General features: G+C 67.4%; 14 protein-coding genes and 1 pseudogene. 11 read left to right on the top strand and 4 right to left on the bottom strand.

Going from position 1 to position 16,108, the window contains the following annotated elements; genetic code table 11:
- Positions 1-279: 279 nt before the first annotated feature.
- The 7 genes from EPN51_RS06870 to EPN51_RS06840 all read left to right on the top strand — a co-directional run bounded on the left by EPN51_RS06870 (position 280) and on the right by EPN51_RS06840 (position 9,433).
- Positions 280-1,257, top strand: a complete 978-nt coding sequence (locus tag EPN51_RS06870) for a DMT family transporter (RefSeq protein ID WP_293039054.1) — start codon at positions 280-282, stop codon at positions 1,255-1,257.
- Between the two features lie 132 nt (positions 1,258-1,389).
- Positions 1,390-2,082 carry a hypothetical protein gene (locus EPN51_RS06865; protein WP_293039051.1) on the top strand — a complete coding sequence of 231 codons (693 nt, stop codon included), beginning with the start codon at positions 1,390-1,392 and terminating at the stop codon, positions 2,080-2,082.
- 8 nt (positions 2,083-2,090) lie between these two features.
- Positions 2,091-3,008, top strand: coding sequence for a tRNA (adenosine(37)-N6)-dimethylallyltransferase MiaA (gene miaA / locus EPN51_RS06860; RefSeq protein WP_293039116.1), 918 nt, complete (start codon positions 2,091-2,093; stop codon positions 3,006-3,008).
- A gap of 4 nt (positions 3,009-3,012) precedes the next feature.
- Positions 3,013-3,897 carry a diaminopimelate epimerase gene (gene dapF / locus EPN51_RS06855; RefSeq protein ID WP_293039048.1) on the top strand — a complete coding sequence of 295 codons (885 nt, stop codon included), beginning with the start codon at positions 3,013-3,015 and terminating at the stop codon, positions 3,895-3,897.
- A 46-nt stretch (positions 3,898-3,943) separates the two neighbouring features.
- Entirely contained in the window at positions 3,944-5,371 is a 1,428-nt protein-coding gene (gene hflX, locus EPN51_RS06850; RefSeq protein WP_293039045.1) for a GTPase HflX, read from the top strand.
- Between the two features lie 139 nt (positions 5,372-5,510).
- Positions 5,511-6,671 carry an acyl-CoA dehydrogenase family protein gene (locus EPN51_RS06845; RefSeq protein WP_293039042.1) on the top strand — a complete coding sequence of 387 codons (1,161 nt, stop codon included), beginning with the start codon at positions 5,511-5,513 and terminating at the stop codon, positions 6,669-6,671.
- A 563-nt stretch (positions 6,672-7,234) separates the two neighbouring features.
- Entirely contained in the window at positions 7,235-9,433 is a 2,199-nt protein-coding gene (locus tag EPN51_RS06840) for a hypothetical protein (protein ID WP_293039039.1), read from the top strand.
- Between the two features lie 21 nt (positions 9,434-9,454).
- Here the strand turns inward: EPN51_RS06840 and lexA are convergent, their stop codons facing one another.
- On the bottom strand, positions 9,455-10,168 hold the full coding sequence (lexA, locus tag EPN51_RS06835; protein ID WP_293039036.1) for a transcriptional repressor LexA: 714 nt from the start codon (positions 10,166-10,168) through the stop codon (positions 9,455-9,457).
- A 290-nt stretch (positions 10,169-10,458) separates the two neighbouring features.
- On the opposite strand from lexA, the gene EPN51_RS06830 reads away from it, so the two are divergent.
- The 3 genes from EPN51_RS06830 (at position 10,459) to EPN51_RS06820 (ending at position 12,102) form a co-directional block, all read left to right on the top strand.
- Positions 10,459-10,953, top strand: coding sequence for a LysM peptidoglycan-binding domain-containing protein (locus EPN51_RS06830; RefSeq protein ID WP_293039033.1), 495 nt, complete (start codon positions 10,459-10,461; stop codon positions 10,951-10,953).
- 152 nt (positions 10,954-11,105) lie between these two features.
- Positions 11,106-11,570 (top strand): transcriptional regulator NrdR, encoded by a 465-nt coding sequence (nrdR, locus tag EPN51_RS06825; protein WP_293039030.1) that lies wholly within the window; start codon positions 11,106-11,108, stop codon positions 11,568-11,570.
- 46 nt (positions 11,571-11,616) lie between these two features.
- Entirely contained in the window at positions 11,617-12,102 is a 486-nt protein-coding gene (locus EPN51_RS06820; RefSeq protein ID WP_293039027.1) for a peroxynitrite isomerase, read from the top strand.
- Between the two features lie 26 nt (positions 12,103-12,128).
- On the opposite strand, the pseudogene EPN51_RS06815 reads toward EPN51_RS06820, so the two are convergent.
- From EPN51_RS06815 to EPN51_RS06805, 3 genes and pseudogenes are all read right to left on the bottom strand, one after another.
- Positions 12,129-12,816 (bottom strand): annotated as a pseudogene (locus tag EPN51_RS06815) (PhzF family phenazine biosynthesis protein).
- 47 nt (positions 12,817-12,863) lie between these two features.
- A complete protein-coding gene (locus tag EPN51_RS06810; protein WP_293039024.1) occupies positions 12,864-13,895 on the bottom strand; it encodes an alpha/beta hydrolase in 1,032 nt (343 codons plus the stop codon).
- Between the two features lie 60 nt (positions 13,896-13,955).
- Positions 13,956-14,927 (bottom strand): PAC2 family protein, encoded by a 972-nt coding sequence (locus tag EPN51_RS06805; RefSeq protein WP_293039021.1) that lies wholly within the window; start codon positions 14,925-14,927, stop codon positions 13,956-13,958.
- Positions 14,928-15,153: 226 nt separating this feature from the next.
- Between EPN51_RS06805 and EPN51_RS06800 the strand changes: the two genes are divergently transcribed.
- A complete protein-coding gene (locus EPN51_RS06800) occupies positions 15,154-15,990 on the top strand; it encodes a trypsin-like peptidase domain-containing protein (RefSeq protein ID WP_293039113.1) in 837 nt (278 codons plus the stop codon).
- The last annotated feature ends 118 nt before the right edge of the window (positions 15,991-16,108 follow it).

Genomic DNA, 16,108 nt, shown 5'->3' with positions numbered 1-16,108 from the left:
CCTCGGCAAGCTGTGCTCAGAGCTCCGAAGCGAATGGGGCTGGCCCATCGCGCAACAGCCGCCTGTGACATTCTCTTAGAGTTATCCAAGCTGTCACATAGATTGCTGAAGTAATAATCGAATGATCGCCTGCGGCGCAGCCGGCGACGTGTGCAGCGTCATAGCCCTGACGTGTGGATCGTCATAGGTTTGTAGTTGAACTGAATGCAGACTGTGCGTGTATTTGCTTGCGCCCCGGGGAAAGCTGGGTCGGACGGTGGTGAGCTGGGGGGTCGGGATATGTCGAAAGTTGATGTCGCTGCGTTGATTGCCCTGTGCGCGGCGCTGGCATCAGCGATCGGCGATGTGATCCGTCAGCGTTCCGCACACGAAATCACCGACAAACAGGTCGGACACCTCGAACTGTTCCGCATGTCGCTGCGCGATACGCGATGGTGGCTCGGCGGCCTGGCCGCGGTCACGAATTACAGCCTGCAGGCCGCGGCCCTGGTGTGGGGCTCGGTCGTCCTGGTCACGGCCTTGCAGGTGACCGCGCTGTTGTTCGCGCTGCCCATCTACGCGCGGGTTGCCCATCATCGGGTGAAAGCACGGGAGTGGATGTGGGCGATGATCCTGGCCGCCGCGCTGGCGGTGGTCATCATCGTCGGCGACCCCGCGGCCGGCCATCAGCGGGCTCCGCTGCAGATCTGGATCATCGTGGCCTTGATCATGGTCCCGCTGCTGGTGGGTTGTGTGGTGGCGGCGCGAGTTTGGAACGGCGGCCCCTTCGCGGCGGTGCTCCTTGCGGTCGTGGCGGGTTCCTCGTTGGCGTTGTTCGCGGTGCTGACCAAGGGTGTCGTCGAGATGTCCGAGTACGGTTTGATGCGCGTGCTGACGTCGCCGGAGTTCGTGCCGTGGCTGTTGGTGGCCCTGGCCGGGATGATCTTCCAGCAATCGGCCTTCCGCGCCGGCACGCTGACCGCGTCCCTGCCGACGATGACGGTGGCGAAGCCGGTGGTCGCGGGGCTGCTCGGGGTGCTGGTGCTGGGCGAGACGGTGAATGCCAGCGGCCCCGAGGCGTTCGTGCTGATCGCCGCCGTGTCGGTGGTAATCATCGCGACGATCGCGTTGGCTCGCGGCGAGGCCGCCGCCGTCGATCGGACCGACCCCGGTGGGGGCAGCGCCCCGCGAAAAATACGGTCCCGGGATACATCCGCCGCGGACGACTTCGGCCCCTTCGGTGACCGCCTGGTTGTCGCCGACGGCTCCCGCTACTGACGCCACGTCCGGCTTTGCCGCCCTTGCGACCGCCACTGGGTTGATGGTGGCGGCCCGCCACGTCCGGCTTTGCCGCCCTTGCAACCGCCACTGGTTGATGGCTTGCCGGGCCGGTCGCGTTAGTTTGGTGGCGTGTTGAGCGCCATTGCCATCGTCCCGTCGGCGCCGGTGCTGGTTCCGGAACTCGCCGGGGCGGCCGCCGCCGAGGTGGCCGACCTGGCCGCGGCGACGCTTGCGGCGGCCGCCTTGCTGCCCGAACGCTGGGTGGTCATCGGGACGGGCCCCGCCGACGCTGAATTTGGTCCCGATGCCGTGGGAACCTTCGCGGGTTTCGGTGTGGACGTGCGTGTCCGGCTGTCCCCGCGGACGGGCGACGTGTCCGAACCGGTCGGACTTCCGGTGTGCGCCTTGCTGGGCGGCTGGGTGCGCGGGCAGGCGCAGCCGCAGGCCAGCGCGCAGGTGCGGGTCTACCGCAGCGACCACGACGTCGATACCGCGCTGAGCCGGGGCAAACAACTGCGCGTCGAGATCGACCGGCTGCCGGAGCCGACCGGGGTGCTGGTCGTGGCCGACGGTGCCAACACCCTGACCCCGGCCGCCCCCGGCGGGTACGACCCGGCCAACGCCGCCGCGCAAGAGACCCTCGACGACGCGCTGGCCGGCGGCGACGTCACGGAGCTGATCCGCCTGCCGCACCAGATCCTGGGGCGGGTCGCATTTCAGGTGCTCGCCGGGCTGGCCGCGCCGGGACCGCGATCGGCCAAGGAGCTCTACCGGGGGGCGCCCTACGGGGTGGGCTACTTCGCCGGCGCCTGGCAGCTGTGACGGCGGCGGTGCGACCACTGGCGATCATCGGCCCCACGGGTACCGGCAAATCGCAGTTGGCCCTTGACGTCGCAGAGCGGCTGAGCGCGCAGATCGTGAACGCCGATGCGATGCAGCTCTATCGGGGCATGGACATCGGGACCGCCAAGCTGCCCGTCGAAGCGCGCCGCGGCATCCCCCATCATCAGCTCGACGTCCTCGACGTCATCGAGACCGCAACCGTCGCCCGCTATCAGCGCGCCGCCGCGGCGGACGTCGAAGCGATCGCGGCCGCGGGCGCCGTGCCGATCATCGTGGGCGGCTCCATGCTCTACATCCAGTCGCTGCTCGACGACTGGTCGTTTCCCGCCACCGATCCCGCGGTACGGGCACGCTGGGAGCGGCGGCTGGCCGAGATCGGGGTGGGCGAGCTGCACGCCGAGCTGGCCCGTCGCGATCCCGCCGCGGCCGCATCGATCCTGCCCACCGACGCCCGGCGCACGGTGCGGGCCCTGGAAGTGGTGGAGCTGACCGGCCAGCCGTTCGCCGCCTCGGCACCACAGATCGGCGCACCGAGGTGGGATACCGTCATCATCGGGTTAGATTGTGACACAACGATTCTCGATGAGCGGCTGGCCAGTCGCACCGACGCGATGTTCGACCAGGGCCTGGTCGGCGAGGTCACCGCGCTGCTCGAGTGGGGTCTGCGCGACGGGGTCACCGCCGCGCGCGCCCTGGGCTACGCGCAGGTGATCGCGGCGCTCGACGCGGGCGGTGGACCGGATCGGCTGCGCGAGGCGCGGGAGCAGACCTTCGTGGGCACCCGGCGCTATGTGCGGCGGCAGCGGTCGTGGTTTCGCCGTGACCACCGGGTGCGCTGGCTCGACGCCGCCGATCGCACCGGCCTCGTCGACGGCGCGGTGCGGGCGTGGCGCCACGTATCCTGAACAGGTGAAATTCGCAAAGGGCCACGGCACCCAGAACGACTTTGTGGTGCTGCCCGACGAGCAGGCCGCGCTGAGCCTGACCGAGTCGCGGGTGGCCGCGCTTTGCGACCGGCGACGCGGGCTGGGCGCCGACGGGGTGCTGCGGGTCACCACCGCCGGCGCCGCCGCCTCGGCCGGCGTGCTCGACCGGCTGCCCGACGGCGTCGCCGCCGACGACTGGTACATGGACTACCGCAACGCGGACGGTTCCATCGCCCAGATGTGTGGCAACGGCGTGCGGGTCTTCGCGCACTACCTGCGCGTCAGCGGGCTGGAGGGCAGCGACGATTTCGTGGTCGGGTCGCTGGCCGGTCCCCGGCCGGTCACCGTGCATCGCGTCGACGCGACCACCGCCGACATCAGCGTCGACATGGGCAAGGCCAACAGGCTGGGCAGCGGGTCAGACGCCTTCGACGTGACGGTCGGGGGCCGGCGGTTTTCCGGCTTGGCGATCGATGTGGGCAATCCCCACTTGGCCTGTGTCGACCCCGAGCTGACCATTGACGCGTTGGCGGCGCTGGACGTCGCCGCGCCGGTGACGTTCGACGCCGCACAATTCCCGGACGGGGTGAACGTCGAGATCCTCACCGCACCGGCGGACGGGGCGGTGCACATGCGAGTGCACGAGCGGGGAGTGGGCGAAACACGCTCGTGTGGCACCGGAACGGTGGCGGCCGCGGTCGCCGCGCTGGCCGGCACCGGCGCGGACACCGGCACGCTGACCGTTCGGGTGCCGGGCGGCGAGGTCGTCGTCACCATCACCGATGCCACCAGCCACCTGCGGGGGCCGTCGGTACTGGTGGCCCAGGGAGAAATCAGCGAGGAATGGTGGCGCGAACAGTGGTGTTAATTCAGATGCACGACACCAACTTTGCGTGCATCATCTCTTATTGCCTATGACACATCCCGAATTTCGCGATCACGCTCCGACGGTCACGGAGCCAAGTACGGGCGAACTCGCCCTCGAGGATCGGTCGGCGCTGCGCCGCGTCGCCGGTCTGTCGACCGAACTCGCCGACGTCACCGAGGTCGAGTACCGCCAGCTTCGGCTCGAACGGGTCGTCCTGGTGGGCGTGTGGACCGACGGCACCGCCGCGGACAGCCAGGCCAGCATGGCCGAACTGGCGGCCCTGGCCGAAACCGCCGGCTCCCAGGTGCTCGAAGGGCTCATCCAGCGCCGCGACAAGCCCGACCCCTCCACCTACATCGGTTCGGGTAAGGCCGCCGAACTCCGCGAGGTGGTGCTGGCGACCGGCGCCGACACCGTCATCTGCGACGGTGAACTGTCCCCGGCGCAGCTGACCGCGCTGGAAAAGGCCGTGAAGGTCAAGGTCATCGACCGCACCGCGCTGATCCTGGACATCTTCGCCCAACACGCCACCAGCCGGGAGGGCAAAGCGCAGGTGTCGCTGGCCCAGATGGAATACATGCTGCCGCGGCTGCGCGGTTGGGGTGAGTCGATGTCGCGGCAGGCCGGTGGTCGTGCGGGCGGCAGCGGGGGAGGGGTGGGCCTGCGCGGCCCCGGTGAAACCAAGATCGAGACCGACCGGCGCCGCATCCGCGAGCGGATGGCCAAGCTGCGCCGCGAGATCAGGGATATGAAGCAGGTCCGCGACACCCAGCGCAGCCGCCGGTTGCACAGCGACGTGCCTTCGATCGCCATCGTCGGCTACACCAACGCCGGCAAGTCGAGCCTGCTCAACGCGCTCACCGGAGCGGGGGTGCTGGTGCAGGACGCGTTGTTCGCCACCCTGGAGCCCACCACCCGGCGCGCGGAGTTCGAAGACGGTCGGTCTTTCGTGCTCACCGATACCGTCGGCTTCGTCCGGCATCTGCCCACCCAACTCGTCGAGGCCTTCCGCTCCACGTTGGAGGAGGTCGTCGACGCCGACTTGCTGGTGCACGTCGTCGACGGCTCCGACGCCAACCCTCTCGCGCAGATCAATGCGGTCCGGCAGGTGGTCTCCGACGTCATCTCCGACCACGACAGCGCGCCGCCACCCGAGCTGCTGGTGGTGAACAAAGTCGACGCCGCAAGCGATTTGACGCTGGCCAAGCTCCGTCATGCGCTACCGGACGCGGTGTTCGTGTCCGCGCGTACCGGCGACGGCATCGACGCCCTGCGCCGGCGGATTTCCGAACTGGCCGTTCCCGCCGACACCGCCGTGGACGTGGTGATCCCGTACCACCGCGGGGACCTGGTGGCCCGTCTGCACGCCGATGGGCGCGTCCAGCAGGAGGAGCACAACGCCGAGGGCACCCGGATCAAGGCCCGGGTTCCCGTGGCGCTGGCCGGCCGCCTGCGCGAATTCACCGCCCACTGAGCGGGCGGGCGTAGCCGCGCGTAATCGATTCCCGCAGCCCAGGGCTACTCGAGCCCATCGGCACCCCCGCCCAGCTGCCGACCAACCGTCCGGTTGATATATGTTGGGCTGCAGAAATCCCAGTCGCCGGAGGTCGTCCATGAGCAGCGCCATCAAATACCAGCGCACTCTTTTCGAGTCAGAGCACGAACTGTTCCGCGAGTCCTACCGAGGGTTCCTCGAGCGCCATGTCGCGCCCCACCACGACGAGTGGGAGAAGGCGAAGATCGTCGACCGCGGCGTGTGGCTCGAGGCCGGCAAGCAGGGCTTCCTCGGCATGGCGGTGCCCGAAGAGTACGGCGGCGGGGGCAACCCGGATTTCCGGTACAACACGATCATCACCGAGGAGACCACCGCCGGCCGCTACAGCGGTATCGGTTTCGGCCTGCACAACGACATCGTGGCGCCGTACCTTTTGGCCCTGGCCACCGAGGAGCAGAAGCAGCGCTGGTTGCCGAAATTCTGCACCGGAGAGCTGATCACGGCGATCGCGATGACCGAGCCGGGCACCGGCAGCGACCTGCAGGGCATCAAGACCCGCGCGGTCAAGCAGGGTGACCATTACGTGCTCAACGGATCAAAGACGTTCATCACCAACGGAATCAACTCGGATCTGGTGATCGTGGTAGCGCAGACCGATCCGGAAAAGGGGGCGCAGGGCTTTTCCCTGCTCGCCGTCGAGCGCGGCATGGAAGGCTTCGAGCGCGGACGACACCTGGACAAGATCGGACTGGACGCGCAGGACACGGCCGAGTTGTCCTTCACCGATGTCAAGGTGCCGGCCGAAAACCTGCTGGGTCAGGAGGGCATGGGGTTCATCTACCTCATGCAGAATCTGCCGCAGGAACGGATTTCGATCGCCATCATGGCGGCCGCGGCGATGGAGCAGGTGCTGGAGCAGACGCTGCAATACACCAAGGAGCGCAAGGCATTTGGCAAGCCGATCGGCAGCTTCCAGAACAGCCGCTTCGTGCTCGCCGAGCTGGCGACAGAGGCGACCGTGGTGCGCGTGATGGTCGACGAATTCGTCCGCTTGCACCTGGACCACAAGCTGACGGCCGAACAGGCCGCAATGGCCAAGTGGTACTGCACCGAAAAGCAGGTGCACCTCATTGACCGCTGTCTGCAACTGCACGGCGGCTACGGCTATATGCGTGAATACCCCGTCGCCCGTGCCTATCTGGATGCTCGGGTGCAAACGATCTACGGCGGCACGACCGAGATCATGAAGGAAATCATCGGCCGCAGCCTCGGGGTATAGCTTTTCGATTGCTGGATGCCCGTCCAGTCCCGAACGCCATGCCGGGTAGCGGCATTGACTTTTCGCCCAAACGCGACGCACCGCGGCCTAGATCGTTGAAAGAGTCAACGGCCGACGTGGCGTCGGCGCATGTGTCACCGGTGCGCCGAGCGCGTCATGACGCATCGTCAGGCCCTCGATCGCGCCGCCGATGACGGCTCCTGGCGCGCCAGCAACCTCGACGGGCGCAATTCTTCGGCGCGACTCGGCAGTCCGGAAGCCTTGCTCGATGATCGGTTCCGGTCGGTTTTCTGTGCGATATTCGTAACCCTGTGCGGATGGTGGCATGGATGGTCGCGATTCGGCCGTGGCCCGGCATCATTTCGACATCGGTGTGGTATCCGTTTTTGTAGAATTCGTAATTTGACTTCGCATTTCTTGTTGGCTGGAGCAAAGTTATGCGAGCCCGGCGATAAGGCGGATCGTAAGCGGGTCCATTCCCCGCGAAACTTCGGCCCGCTCGCCGGTTATGCAGGTAAGGGCATAGCCGCAGATAGAGCCATATCCGTCGGCTGAAAGGCTTGGTGAAGGTGCAACGAGGTCACATCCGCAAGCTGATCGGAAGCGCGCTGGTCAGCCTGACGACCACAGCACTAGCCGCCGTATTGCTGGCACCCGTCGCGACGGCGAGTCCGATAGGCGACGCCGAAGCGGCGATGATGGCCGCGTGGGAAAAGGCCGGCGGCGACACGTCACCGCTCGGCGCCCGCAAGGGTGATGTCTACCCCGCCGCGGATGGTTTCGCCCTGGACTTCGACGGCGGCAAAATGTTCTTCACCCCGGCCACCGGTGCCAAATTCGCCTACGGACCCATCCTGGAGAAATACGAGATGCTGGGCGGGCCGGCCGGCAGCGATCTGGGTTTCCCGGCCATCAACGAAGTGCCGGGCCTGGCGGGTCCCGACAGCCGCGTGCTCACGTTCGCGGCTACCGACAAGCCGGTCATTTTCTGGACGCCCGAGCACGGCCCGTACGTGGTGCGCGGTGCGATCAACTCCGCCTGGGACAAGCTGGGCAGCTCGGGCGGGGTGCTCGGCGTGCCGGTCGGTGACGAGACCTACAACGGCGAGGTGTCCTCGCAGAAATTCAGCGGCGGCCAGGTCTCGTGGAACCGGCAGACGAAGCAGTTCACCACCGAACCGCCGGCGTTGGCCGACCAATTGAAGGGCCTGCAGGTCGCGATCGATCCCACCGCGGCCATCAACATGGCCTGGCGCGCGGCCGGGGGACCCAATGGGCCGTTGGGTGCCAAGCAGGGCGGGCAAAATCCCATCGGCGGTGACGGAATCGTCCAGAACTTCGCCGGCGGCAAGGTGTTCTTCACTCCGGCTACGGGCGCGAACGCCCTCGAGAGCGACATTCTGGCCAAATACGAGTCGCTGGGCGGACCCGTCGGCAGCGATCTCGGATTCCCCATCACCAACGAAAGCGACGGCGGAATCGGGCCTTCCAGCCGGATCTGCACCTTCTCGGCCGCCGATAAGCCGGTGATCTTCCGGACCGCCGACCACGGCGCGTTCGTCGTGCGCGGGGCGATGAAGGCCGCGTGGGACAAGCTTCGCGGTCCGGCCGGCAAGCTGGGCGCGCCGGTCGGCGACCAGGCCGTGGACGGCGACGTAATTTCGCAGCAGTTCACCGGCGGCAAGGTTTCCTGGAACCGGGCGAAGAACACGTTCAGCACGGATCCGTCCAACCTGGCACCGTTGCTGTCCGGTCTGCAGGTGTCGGGCCAGAACCAGCCGAGCATTTCGGCCCAGCCGTCACATGCTGCCAAGAAGTTCGGCTGGCATTCGTGGTGGTGGTTGGCCGCCATTCCGGTCCTGGTGCTGCTGGCGGTGTTGGTGTGGGTGCTGTTCGCATGGCGCCGGCGTCGCCGCGGGCCGGACGATGCCGCCGGCTACGCGCCCGACCACGGCTACGACGCGGCCGACGCGCACTGGGGACAGGAAGATCCCGACCTCGCGACCGAGTATCTCGCACTCGGCGAGCCGCCCGAACCTGAGCAGGCGCCGGACGCCGGGGCCACCGCGCGGGTCAGCTGGCAGCGTCAGGTTCCGACGGAGAGTGAGTACGGGTTCGAGGAGGAAGACCCCGACGCGATCGACACCGACTCCATCCCCGTCGTCTCGGCGGAGATGCTGTCGGAGGCCGACTATCCCGATGCCGATTACACCGACTACACCGACGCCGTTCCCGAGGTCGCCGAGTCCGAGACCGCGGATGACGCCGCCTACGTCGACGCCGATTACGCGGAGGCCGGCTACGCGGAGGACGAGTATCCCGACGTCGCCGTTCCGCACACGCCGCCCGACAGTGACGCGGTGACCGGCGCCCTGGAAGCCGCCGCACCCGAGGACGAGTATCCCGACGTCGCGGCGCCGGAAGCCGAACCCGCGGAAGACGTCGCCGCGGAGACCGACCTGTCAGAGGCCGCCGGTTTCGTCGCGGCGGCCGGGGCGGCACAGCGATCCGTCGGTCGGCACGCCGCCGCGGATGCGGAGGACGGCTCGGGAAACGGGCTGGCCGGCCCGGACGGGCGGCCGACAATCCATCTGCCGCTTGACGACCCGTACCAGGCGCCCGACGGGTACCCGATCAAGGCGAGCGCTCGTTACGGCCTGTATTACACGCCGGGCAGCGATCTGTATCAGGACACGCTCCCCGAGATTTGGTTGTCGAGCGAAGAGGTCGCTTTGGCGAACGGCTTCACCAGGGCTGACTAGCCCGGCTCGCGCCGTAAAGAGCTACACCTTGCGGATGATCGTGACAACTTTGCCCAGCACGGTCGCTTCGTTGCCGGGGATGGGGTCGAACGCCGGGTTGTGCGGCATCAGCCACACCTGACCGCCGGCGCGCTTGAACGTCTTGACGGTGGCTTCACCGTCCAGCATCGCCGCGACGATGTCACCGTTGTCGGCGACGTTCTGCTGGCGCACCACCACCCAGTCGCCGTCACAGATCGCGGCCTCGATCATCGAATCACCCACCACTTTGAGCAGGAAGAGCGTGCCCTCGCCGACCAGCTCACGCGGCAGCGGGAAAACATCTTCGACGGCCTCTTCGGCGAGGATGGGTCCACCGGCCGCGATCCGCCCGAGAACCGGGACGAACGTGGGTTCCGGCAAGGCATCCGAACCGGCCACCTCGGTGGCAGGCGCCGCGATGTCGTCGTCGGCGCCGCGGACGTCGACTGCCCGTGGGCGGTTGGGGTCGCGGCGTAAATAGCCCTTGCGTTCCAGGGTGCGCAGCTGGTGGGCAACCGAGGACGTCGACGTCAGACCGACGGCGTCGCCGATCTCCCTGATGCTCGGGGGGTAGCCGCGGTTGGTCACCGAGGCGCGAATGACATTCAAAATGGTGCGTTGCCGTTCGGTCAGCGCGGAATCCACGGAGTGCAACCGGCGCTCCACTCGGCTCGGGCCGGTCTCGTTCGGGGAAATGTCGTTGCTGTCACCCATGCCACTGAATGTAGCCGCACCGCCGACAAGAATCAAACATGTGTTCGACTAGCGTGTCGCCCGGAGTGCCTGCGCCGGAAAAGCGTCGCCATCGGCCAAATCACAAATGTGTAACTCTTGCCGCGACCGGGTATTTGTGCCCCGTGACAGTGGTAGAGGCCGACGGAGTTGTCGGTGGTGTGCTCTAGCGTTTTGCTCGTGTGACACGCTTCGCTCAAATGTTCGGGTTTCGAACACACAAGCGATTAGAGTCGAACACACGAGCGAGAGCTAGTTGACCGGAGGAACAGATGACAGTCATCCATACGCTTGCGCCGCGTACCAGCAGCCTTCGGCGCCCGATCAACGGACCGGTGCAGGGCGTCCGTTACGGCGGGGACGGGCTGGCCCGCTCCCGCAGGCCCGCGCCCTCGCGGCCGGCGGGCGCGGCGACGCGCTACTACGGCACCGGCGTGGCGATGTCTGTCGCTCCGCACCGCAGGCGCTCGGTCACCTGGGCGACGACGGTCGGGCTGGCGTTGGTGGCCGGGGCGATCACCTTGTGGCTGGGGCTCGTCGCGAACGTCGGGCAGGTACTCAACGGTGACTCGACGAGTGCGGCCGCCCACGTTCCGGACCGGCTCGCCGTCGTCCGGGTTGACGCGGGGGAGTCGCTTTCCGATGTCGCTCATCGCGTGGCGCCCGACGCACCGGCCGCCCAGGTGGCCGACCGCATCCGTGAGCTCAACGACCTGAACTCGCCGACACTGATCGCGGGCCAAACGCTGATCGCTCCGATCGGCTGACGGCCGTTGTGCGGCAACGGCTCCGGCCCACCAGGCCTCCGGCACACGCGGTGAGCACCTGCACACCGCGGCTCTGTTAGCCGTGCAGATCAGTGCACAGGTACGCTCGAAGTCCTGCGATACCTGATTGCCGGCACGGTGAAGGAGCGGTCATGCACTGTCCCTTCTGCCGTCATCCGGATTCCCGGGTGATCGACTCGCGGGAAACCGATGAAGGCCAGGCCATCCGGCGCCGACGATCGTGCCCCGAGTGTGGACGGCGTTTCACCACCGTGGAAACCGCCGTCCTGGCCGTGGTCAAGCGCAGCGGCGTCACCGAGCCTTTCAGCAGGGAAAAGCTCATCAGCGGAGTCCGCCGGGCCTGCCAGGGCCGTCAGGTGGATGACGACGCGCTGAACCTGCTGGCCCAGCAGGTCGAAGACACCGTGCGCGCCGCGGCCTCACCGGAGGTTCCCAGTCACGAGGTGGGCCTGGCCATCCTGGGGCCGTTGCGTGACCTCGACGAGGTGGCTTACCTGCGATTCGCCTCCGTGTATCGCTCCTTCGAGTCCGCGGACGACTTCGAGCGCGAGATCCAGGCGCTTCGTGAGCACCGCGGAGTGGCGACTCCCGGCTGACGGACGTCTCCGGGCCGGGTCACGTCACCCCGCTAGGCTCTGGGGTATGCCCGTTGACTTGCATCCCGACCTCGCGGCGTTGGCCCCGCTCCTCGGCACCTGGGTCGGCCAGGGTGCGGGCAAATACCCGACGATCGAGCCCTTCGACTATTTCGAAGAGGTCACGTTCGCCCATGTCGGCAAACCGTTTCTGGCCTATGCCCAGAAGACCAAGGCGGTAGCCGACGACAAGCCGTTACACGCCGAGACGGGATACCTTCGCGTGCCGCGACCGGGCCACCTCGAACTGGTGCTGGCCCATCCGAGCGGCATCACCGAAATCGAAGTCGGCACCTATTCGGTCACCGGTGACCTCATCGAGATGCAGATGTCCACCACGGCGGTCGGCCTGACTCCCACCGCCAAAGAGGTGACGGGACTGGGGCGTTCCTTCCGCATCGACGGCGATGAGCTTTCCTACTCGGTACAGATGAGTGCGGTCGGGCAGCCGCTGCAGGACCACCTCGCCGCGGTGTTGCACCGGCAGCGCTGAGCGTTCGCCGACGGCGCGGCCGGTTGTCAGTCCAGATGTCGCACACCGTCGTTGACCACCCGTCCGGCCACCCCGACCCAGCCCTCGGCGCTCCAGGTGGTTTCGATGACGGAGCCGTTGCCCTGGGTGATCCGCAGGTTTTGGCTCAGGTAGTCGGTGATCCGCATCGCGGCCGAACCGGTCGCCTCGTCCTCGGGCACACCGAGGTTGGCGGCGAACATGCGGACACGCACCGACCCGGCGGCCCGGTCGGTCCAGGCCCACAGGTAGTGCGCCGTGTCGTCGGGAAAGTCCGTCGGGTCGGCAGCGAGAACCTCGTCGGCGGAACCGAATTCGTGCAGGGCGAACTCAGGCGCCCATTCCGCGGGTGCGCTGATGCGGGTGCGGTGTTCGTCGTAGCCCGACCTGCACGATCCCCGCGGGTATCTGCAACGTGTTGATCGGCGAACCGTTCTCCCGCAGCCACCACGAGGCGCCGACGGTCGGGTGCCCGGCGAACGGGAGCTGCGTTCGGGGCGTGTAAATGGTGGCGTGCGCGGTCGAGGAGCCCGCGGCCGGAAGGTCAACGAAAACCGTTTCGCTGTAACCCAATTGGGTTGCCAGCCGCTGCCGGTCCGCGACTTGGACCTGGCCGGCATCCACCACCCCGAGCGGATTGCCGAAATTGCCGTCCGAATCGCTGAACACCCGCAACACCGTGACGTCGATACCCATGGCCCGACTGTACGGCCCCGAATCCGGCCGCTTCGATCAAGGTGGAATCAGGTGGCGCTGCGTTCGTCGGACCCCATGGCGTTGAGAACGGCGACGCGGGTGTGGGCCGGGCCGGTGACGGCCTGCTCGCCGCCGCCGGTGCGCAGCAGTGCGCGCAGGGCGGCCTGATCGTATTCGGCGGGGTCGGTGGAGTCGATAAAGCGCTCCACGACGTCGATGAAGCGGGCCGGGTCGTCGTGAAAGGGAAAGTGGCCGGAGCCCTCGAAGATTTCGAGGCGTGAACCAGGCATCGCGGCATGGGCCAGCCGCGCGTGCCGGACCGGAACCACCACATCCTTGGTGCCCCAGACGATCTGCACCGGAATGGCTTCGGTCAAATAACATCGGTCGAGCATGGTGACGATCTGCCCGCGCCAATCCACCACCGCTCGCAGCGTTCGGCTGAATGCCGCTGACGCCGTCGGTTCCGGCAGGTCATCAAGGATCCGCAGCACGTTGGGCAGGTCCCGGCCCAGGCCGGTGCTGCCCAACGCCGCGCCCAGGACGCGGCCCACGATCTGAACCGCCGGCAGTACCAGCGGTAGGCGCAGCAACGCGATGGCTTCGCTGCCCATCGGCAGCGAAGCCCACCGCAAGACGAAGTTGACATCCTTCGTCACGCCGCCGGCGCCGACCAGTATCAACCGCTCCACCAAATGCGGGAACTGGTAGGCGAATTGCATGGCCACACCGCCGCCCAGCGAATGACCGACGATGGTCACCCGCTCGATATCGAGCACGCTGAGCAGGTCCCGCATCCCGTTGGCGTATGCCGCGATCGAGTAGTCGGCGCGCGGTTTGTCGGATTGGCCGTGGCCCAGCAGGTCCGGGGCGATGACCGTGAAGCGCTGGGCGAGCTTGGCTTGCACGGCATTCCACGTGGTGGAGTTGTCGCCGATACCGTGGATCAGCAGGATCGCCGGCCCGGAGCCGGCGATGCGGTACGCGCGCCGGTAACCATGGATGGTGCGGAACTCGAGTTTGGGTGCGGTCACTTCACGCACCGGGCGGAGCCTGTTCTTGCGCTTCCGCTCGGTCATATCGCCAACCTTGCTGTCGGGCCGGGCTAAGGGCGGTGTGGCTGGGGGTTTCGGCCGGGGTCAGGCCTGATCGTCGTCGTCGAACTTCTTCTCCGCCTGCTGGGCCAGAAATCGCTCGAACTCTGCGCCCAGCTCGTCGCCACTCGGCAGATCTTCGTCACGCGATAGTAACGATCTGTTCTCCTGAGCGTCGATGAAGGCATCGTACTGACGCTCCAGCGCGGCCACCACCTGGGCGACTTCCGCGCTCGCTTCGACCTGCTCGTCGATCTTGCCCCGAATCACCTCTGCCGCTTCGGTCAACGCCGTCAGCGGTAGCTCCAGCGACGCGGTCTCGGCGACCTGCTCGAGTAACGCCTGGGCGGCGGCCGGGTAATCGGTCTGTGTGAGGTAGTGCGGAACGTGCACGGTGTAGCCGACCACTTCATGGCCATGCTGGCCCATCCGGTATTCCAGCAGGTTGGAGGCGCTGCCGGGGACCTGGATCTCCGCGATCCACGGCTGGAAATTGGCGATCAACTCCGGGTTGTTGGAGTGTGCGGTCATGGTGGTCGGCCGCGTGTGCGGAACCGCCATCGGGACGGTGCCCAGGCCGATGGTCTGGCGCACGCCGAGGCGTTCGGCCAGCAGGCGTACCGCGGTAATGAAGCGCTCCCACTTGAGATCCGGTTCCATCCCCGCCAGCAACAGAAACGGGGTGCCGACGGTGTCGCGCAACGCGTACAGGCTCAGCTCCGGATCGTCATAGTGGGTGAAGTGATCGGTCTTGAAGGTCATCAGCGGCCGTCGTGAGCGGTAGTCCAGCAATTCGTCGATCGCGAAGGACGCGACCAGCTCGGTATCCAGCGCCGCCTTGAGGTGCGAGGCCGCCAGCCGGATGGCATGACCGGCGTCGGAAAAGCCCTCCAGGGCGTGCACCAACACGGGGCCGCGGCCATCGGACGTCGACAGCTGCGGCGGCGGCAGCTCCAGCTCGTACATGCCGGGCTGCCCCGGTTGGTACTGATCACCTGGGTCTTGATGGTGAGCCATCGCCGATCGCCTCCTCTCGAGGGTCTCTCCAGGGTGCCCTACCAAGTGTCCCCCGAATCAGGCGGCACCAATATCGAACAGCGAATCCGGGTCCGCGTGACAACCGAAAACACGATAATTCTCGGACGGCATCCGCAGAGAACATATCCGGGGCCCCGCCGGTGTGCCAGCAAACCCTCGGCGCACCGCGTTGTGTGGAAGTCGGATCGCCACCTCACCGTCGGGCATGATGAAGGCGATGCGCATTCGGATCCTGATGCTCTGCTCGGTGGTGGGGGTGGCGACGTCGCTGACGTCGTGTCACCGGCCCGTCGAGCATGTGTCGGGTGCCCCGGTGTCGGCTCCGCGGGTCGGTGGGCCGGTGCAGCGGCTCAGCCAGCCCGAACAGCGGGCGGTCGCGGGTCCGATGGAGCCGGATCGGCGCATCGGGGCGATCTTCCTTGATGGTGGGCCGCTTCACGTTTGCACCGGTTCGGTGGTGCATTCGACGGGCGGGGACCTGATCATGACCGCGGCGCATTGCTTGGCCGGAGCGTCGCTGATCACCTTCGTTCCCGGCTTCGCCGGCGACGCCGCGCCCGCTCCCACCGATTTGTGGAAGGCGGACGCGGTCTATCTCGATCCGCGCTGGACCGCCAGCAAGGATCCGCACGCCGACTACGCGATCGCGCGGGTCAGCAACGACGCCGGCGCCGACGTCGAGTCACGTGTCGGTTTGGCGCTGACGCTGGGTGTGACGCCCCCGCCGGGCAGCCGCGTCACGGTGCTGGGGTATCCGGTCGGCGTGGGTGGGTCGCCCATCGGGTGCCAGGGCAGCACGTCGGTCAGCGACAGCGGGTTCCCCGCGCTGGCATGCGAAGGTCTGGTGGACGGCACCAGCGGTGCGCCATGGGTCAGCGGTACGACGCTCACCGGGCTGATCGGCGGTCTCGAGCGCGGTGGCTGCGGGGCGGACATGTCGTACTCGGCGCCGTTCGACGCGCAAACCGCCGACCTGCTGGCCCGCGCCGAAGGCGGTGGGCCGGGCGACCCGATCCCCAACGACCTCCAAGACGCCTGTTAGTGGCGATCGCCAGCGCGGTGTAGCCGGGCGCAGCGGGTCGCCGCCATCTGGCCAGTGGCGATCGCCAGCGCGGTGTAGCCGGGCGCAGCGGGTCGCCGCCATCTGGCCAGTGGCGATC

The organism is Mycobacterium sp., from assembly GCF_004298145.1.
Taxonomy (GTDB): domain Bacteria; phylum Actinomycetota; class Actinomycetes; order Mycobacteriales; family Mycobacteriaceae; genus Mycobacterium.
This window is presented reverse-complemented; position numbering and strand designations above follow the sequence as displayed.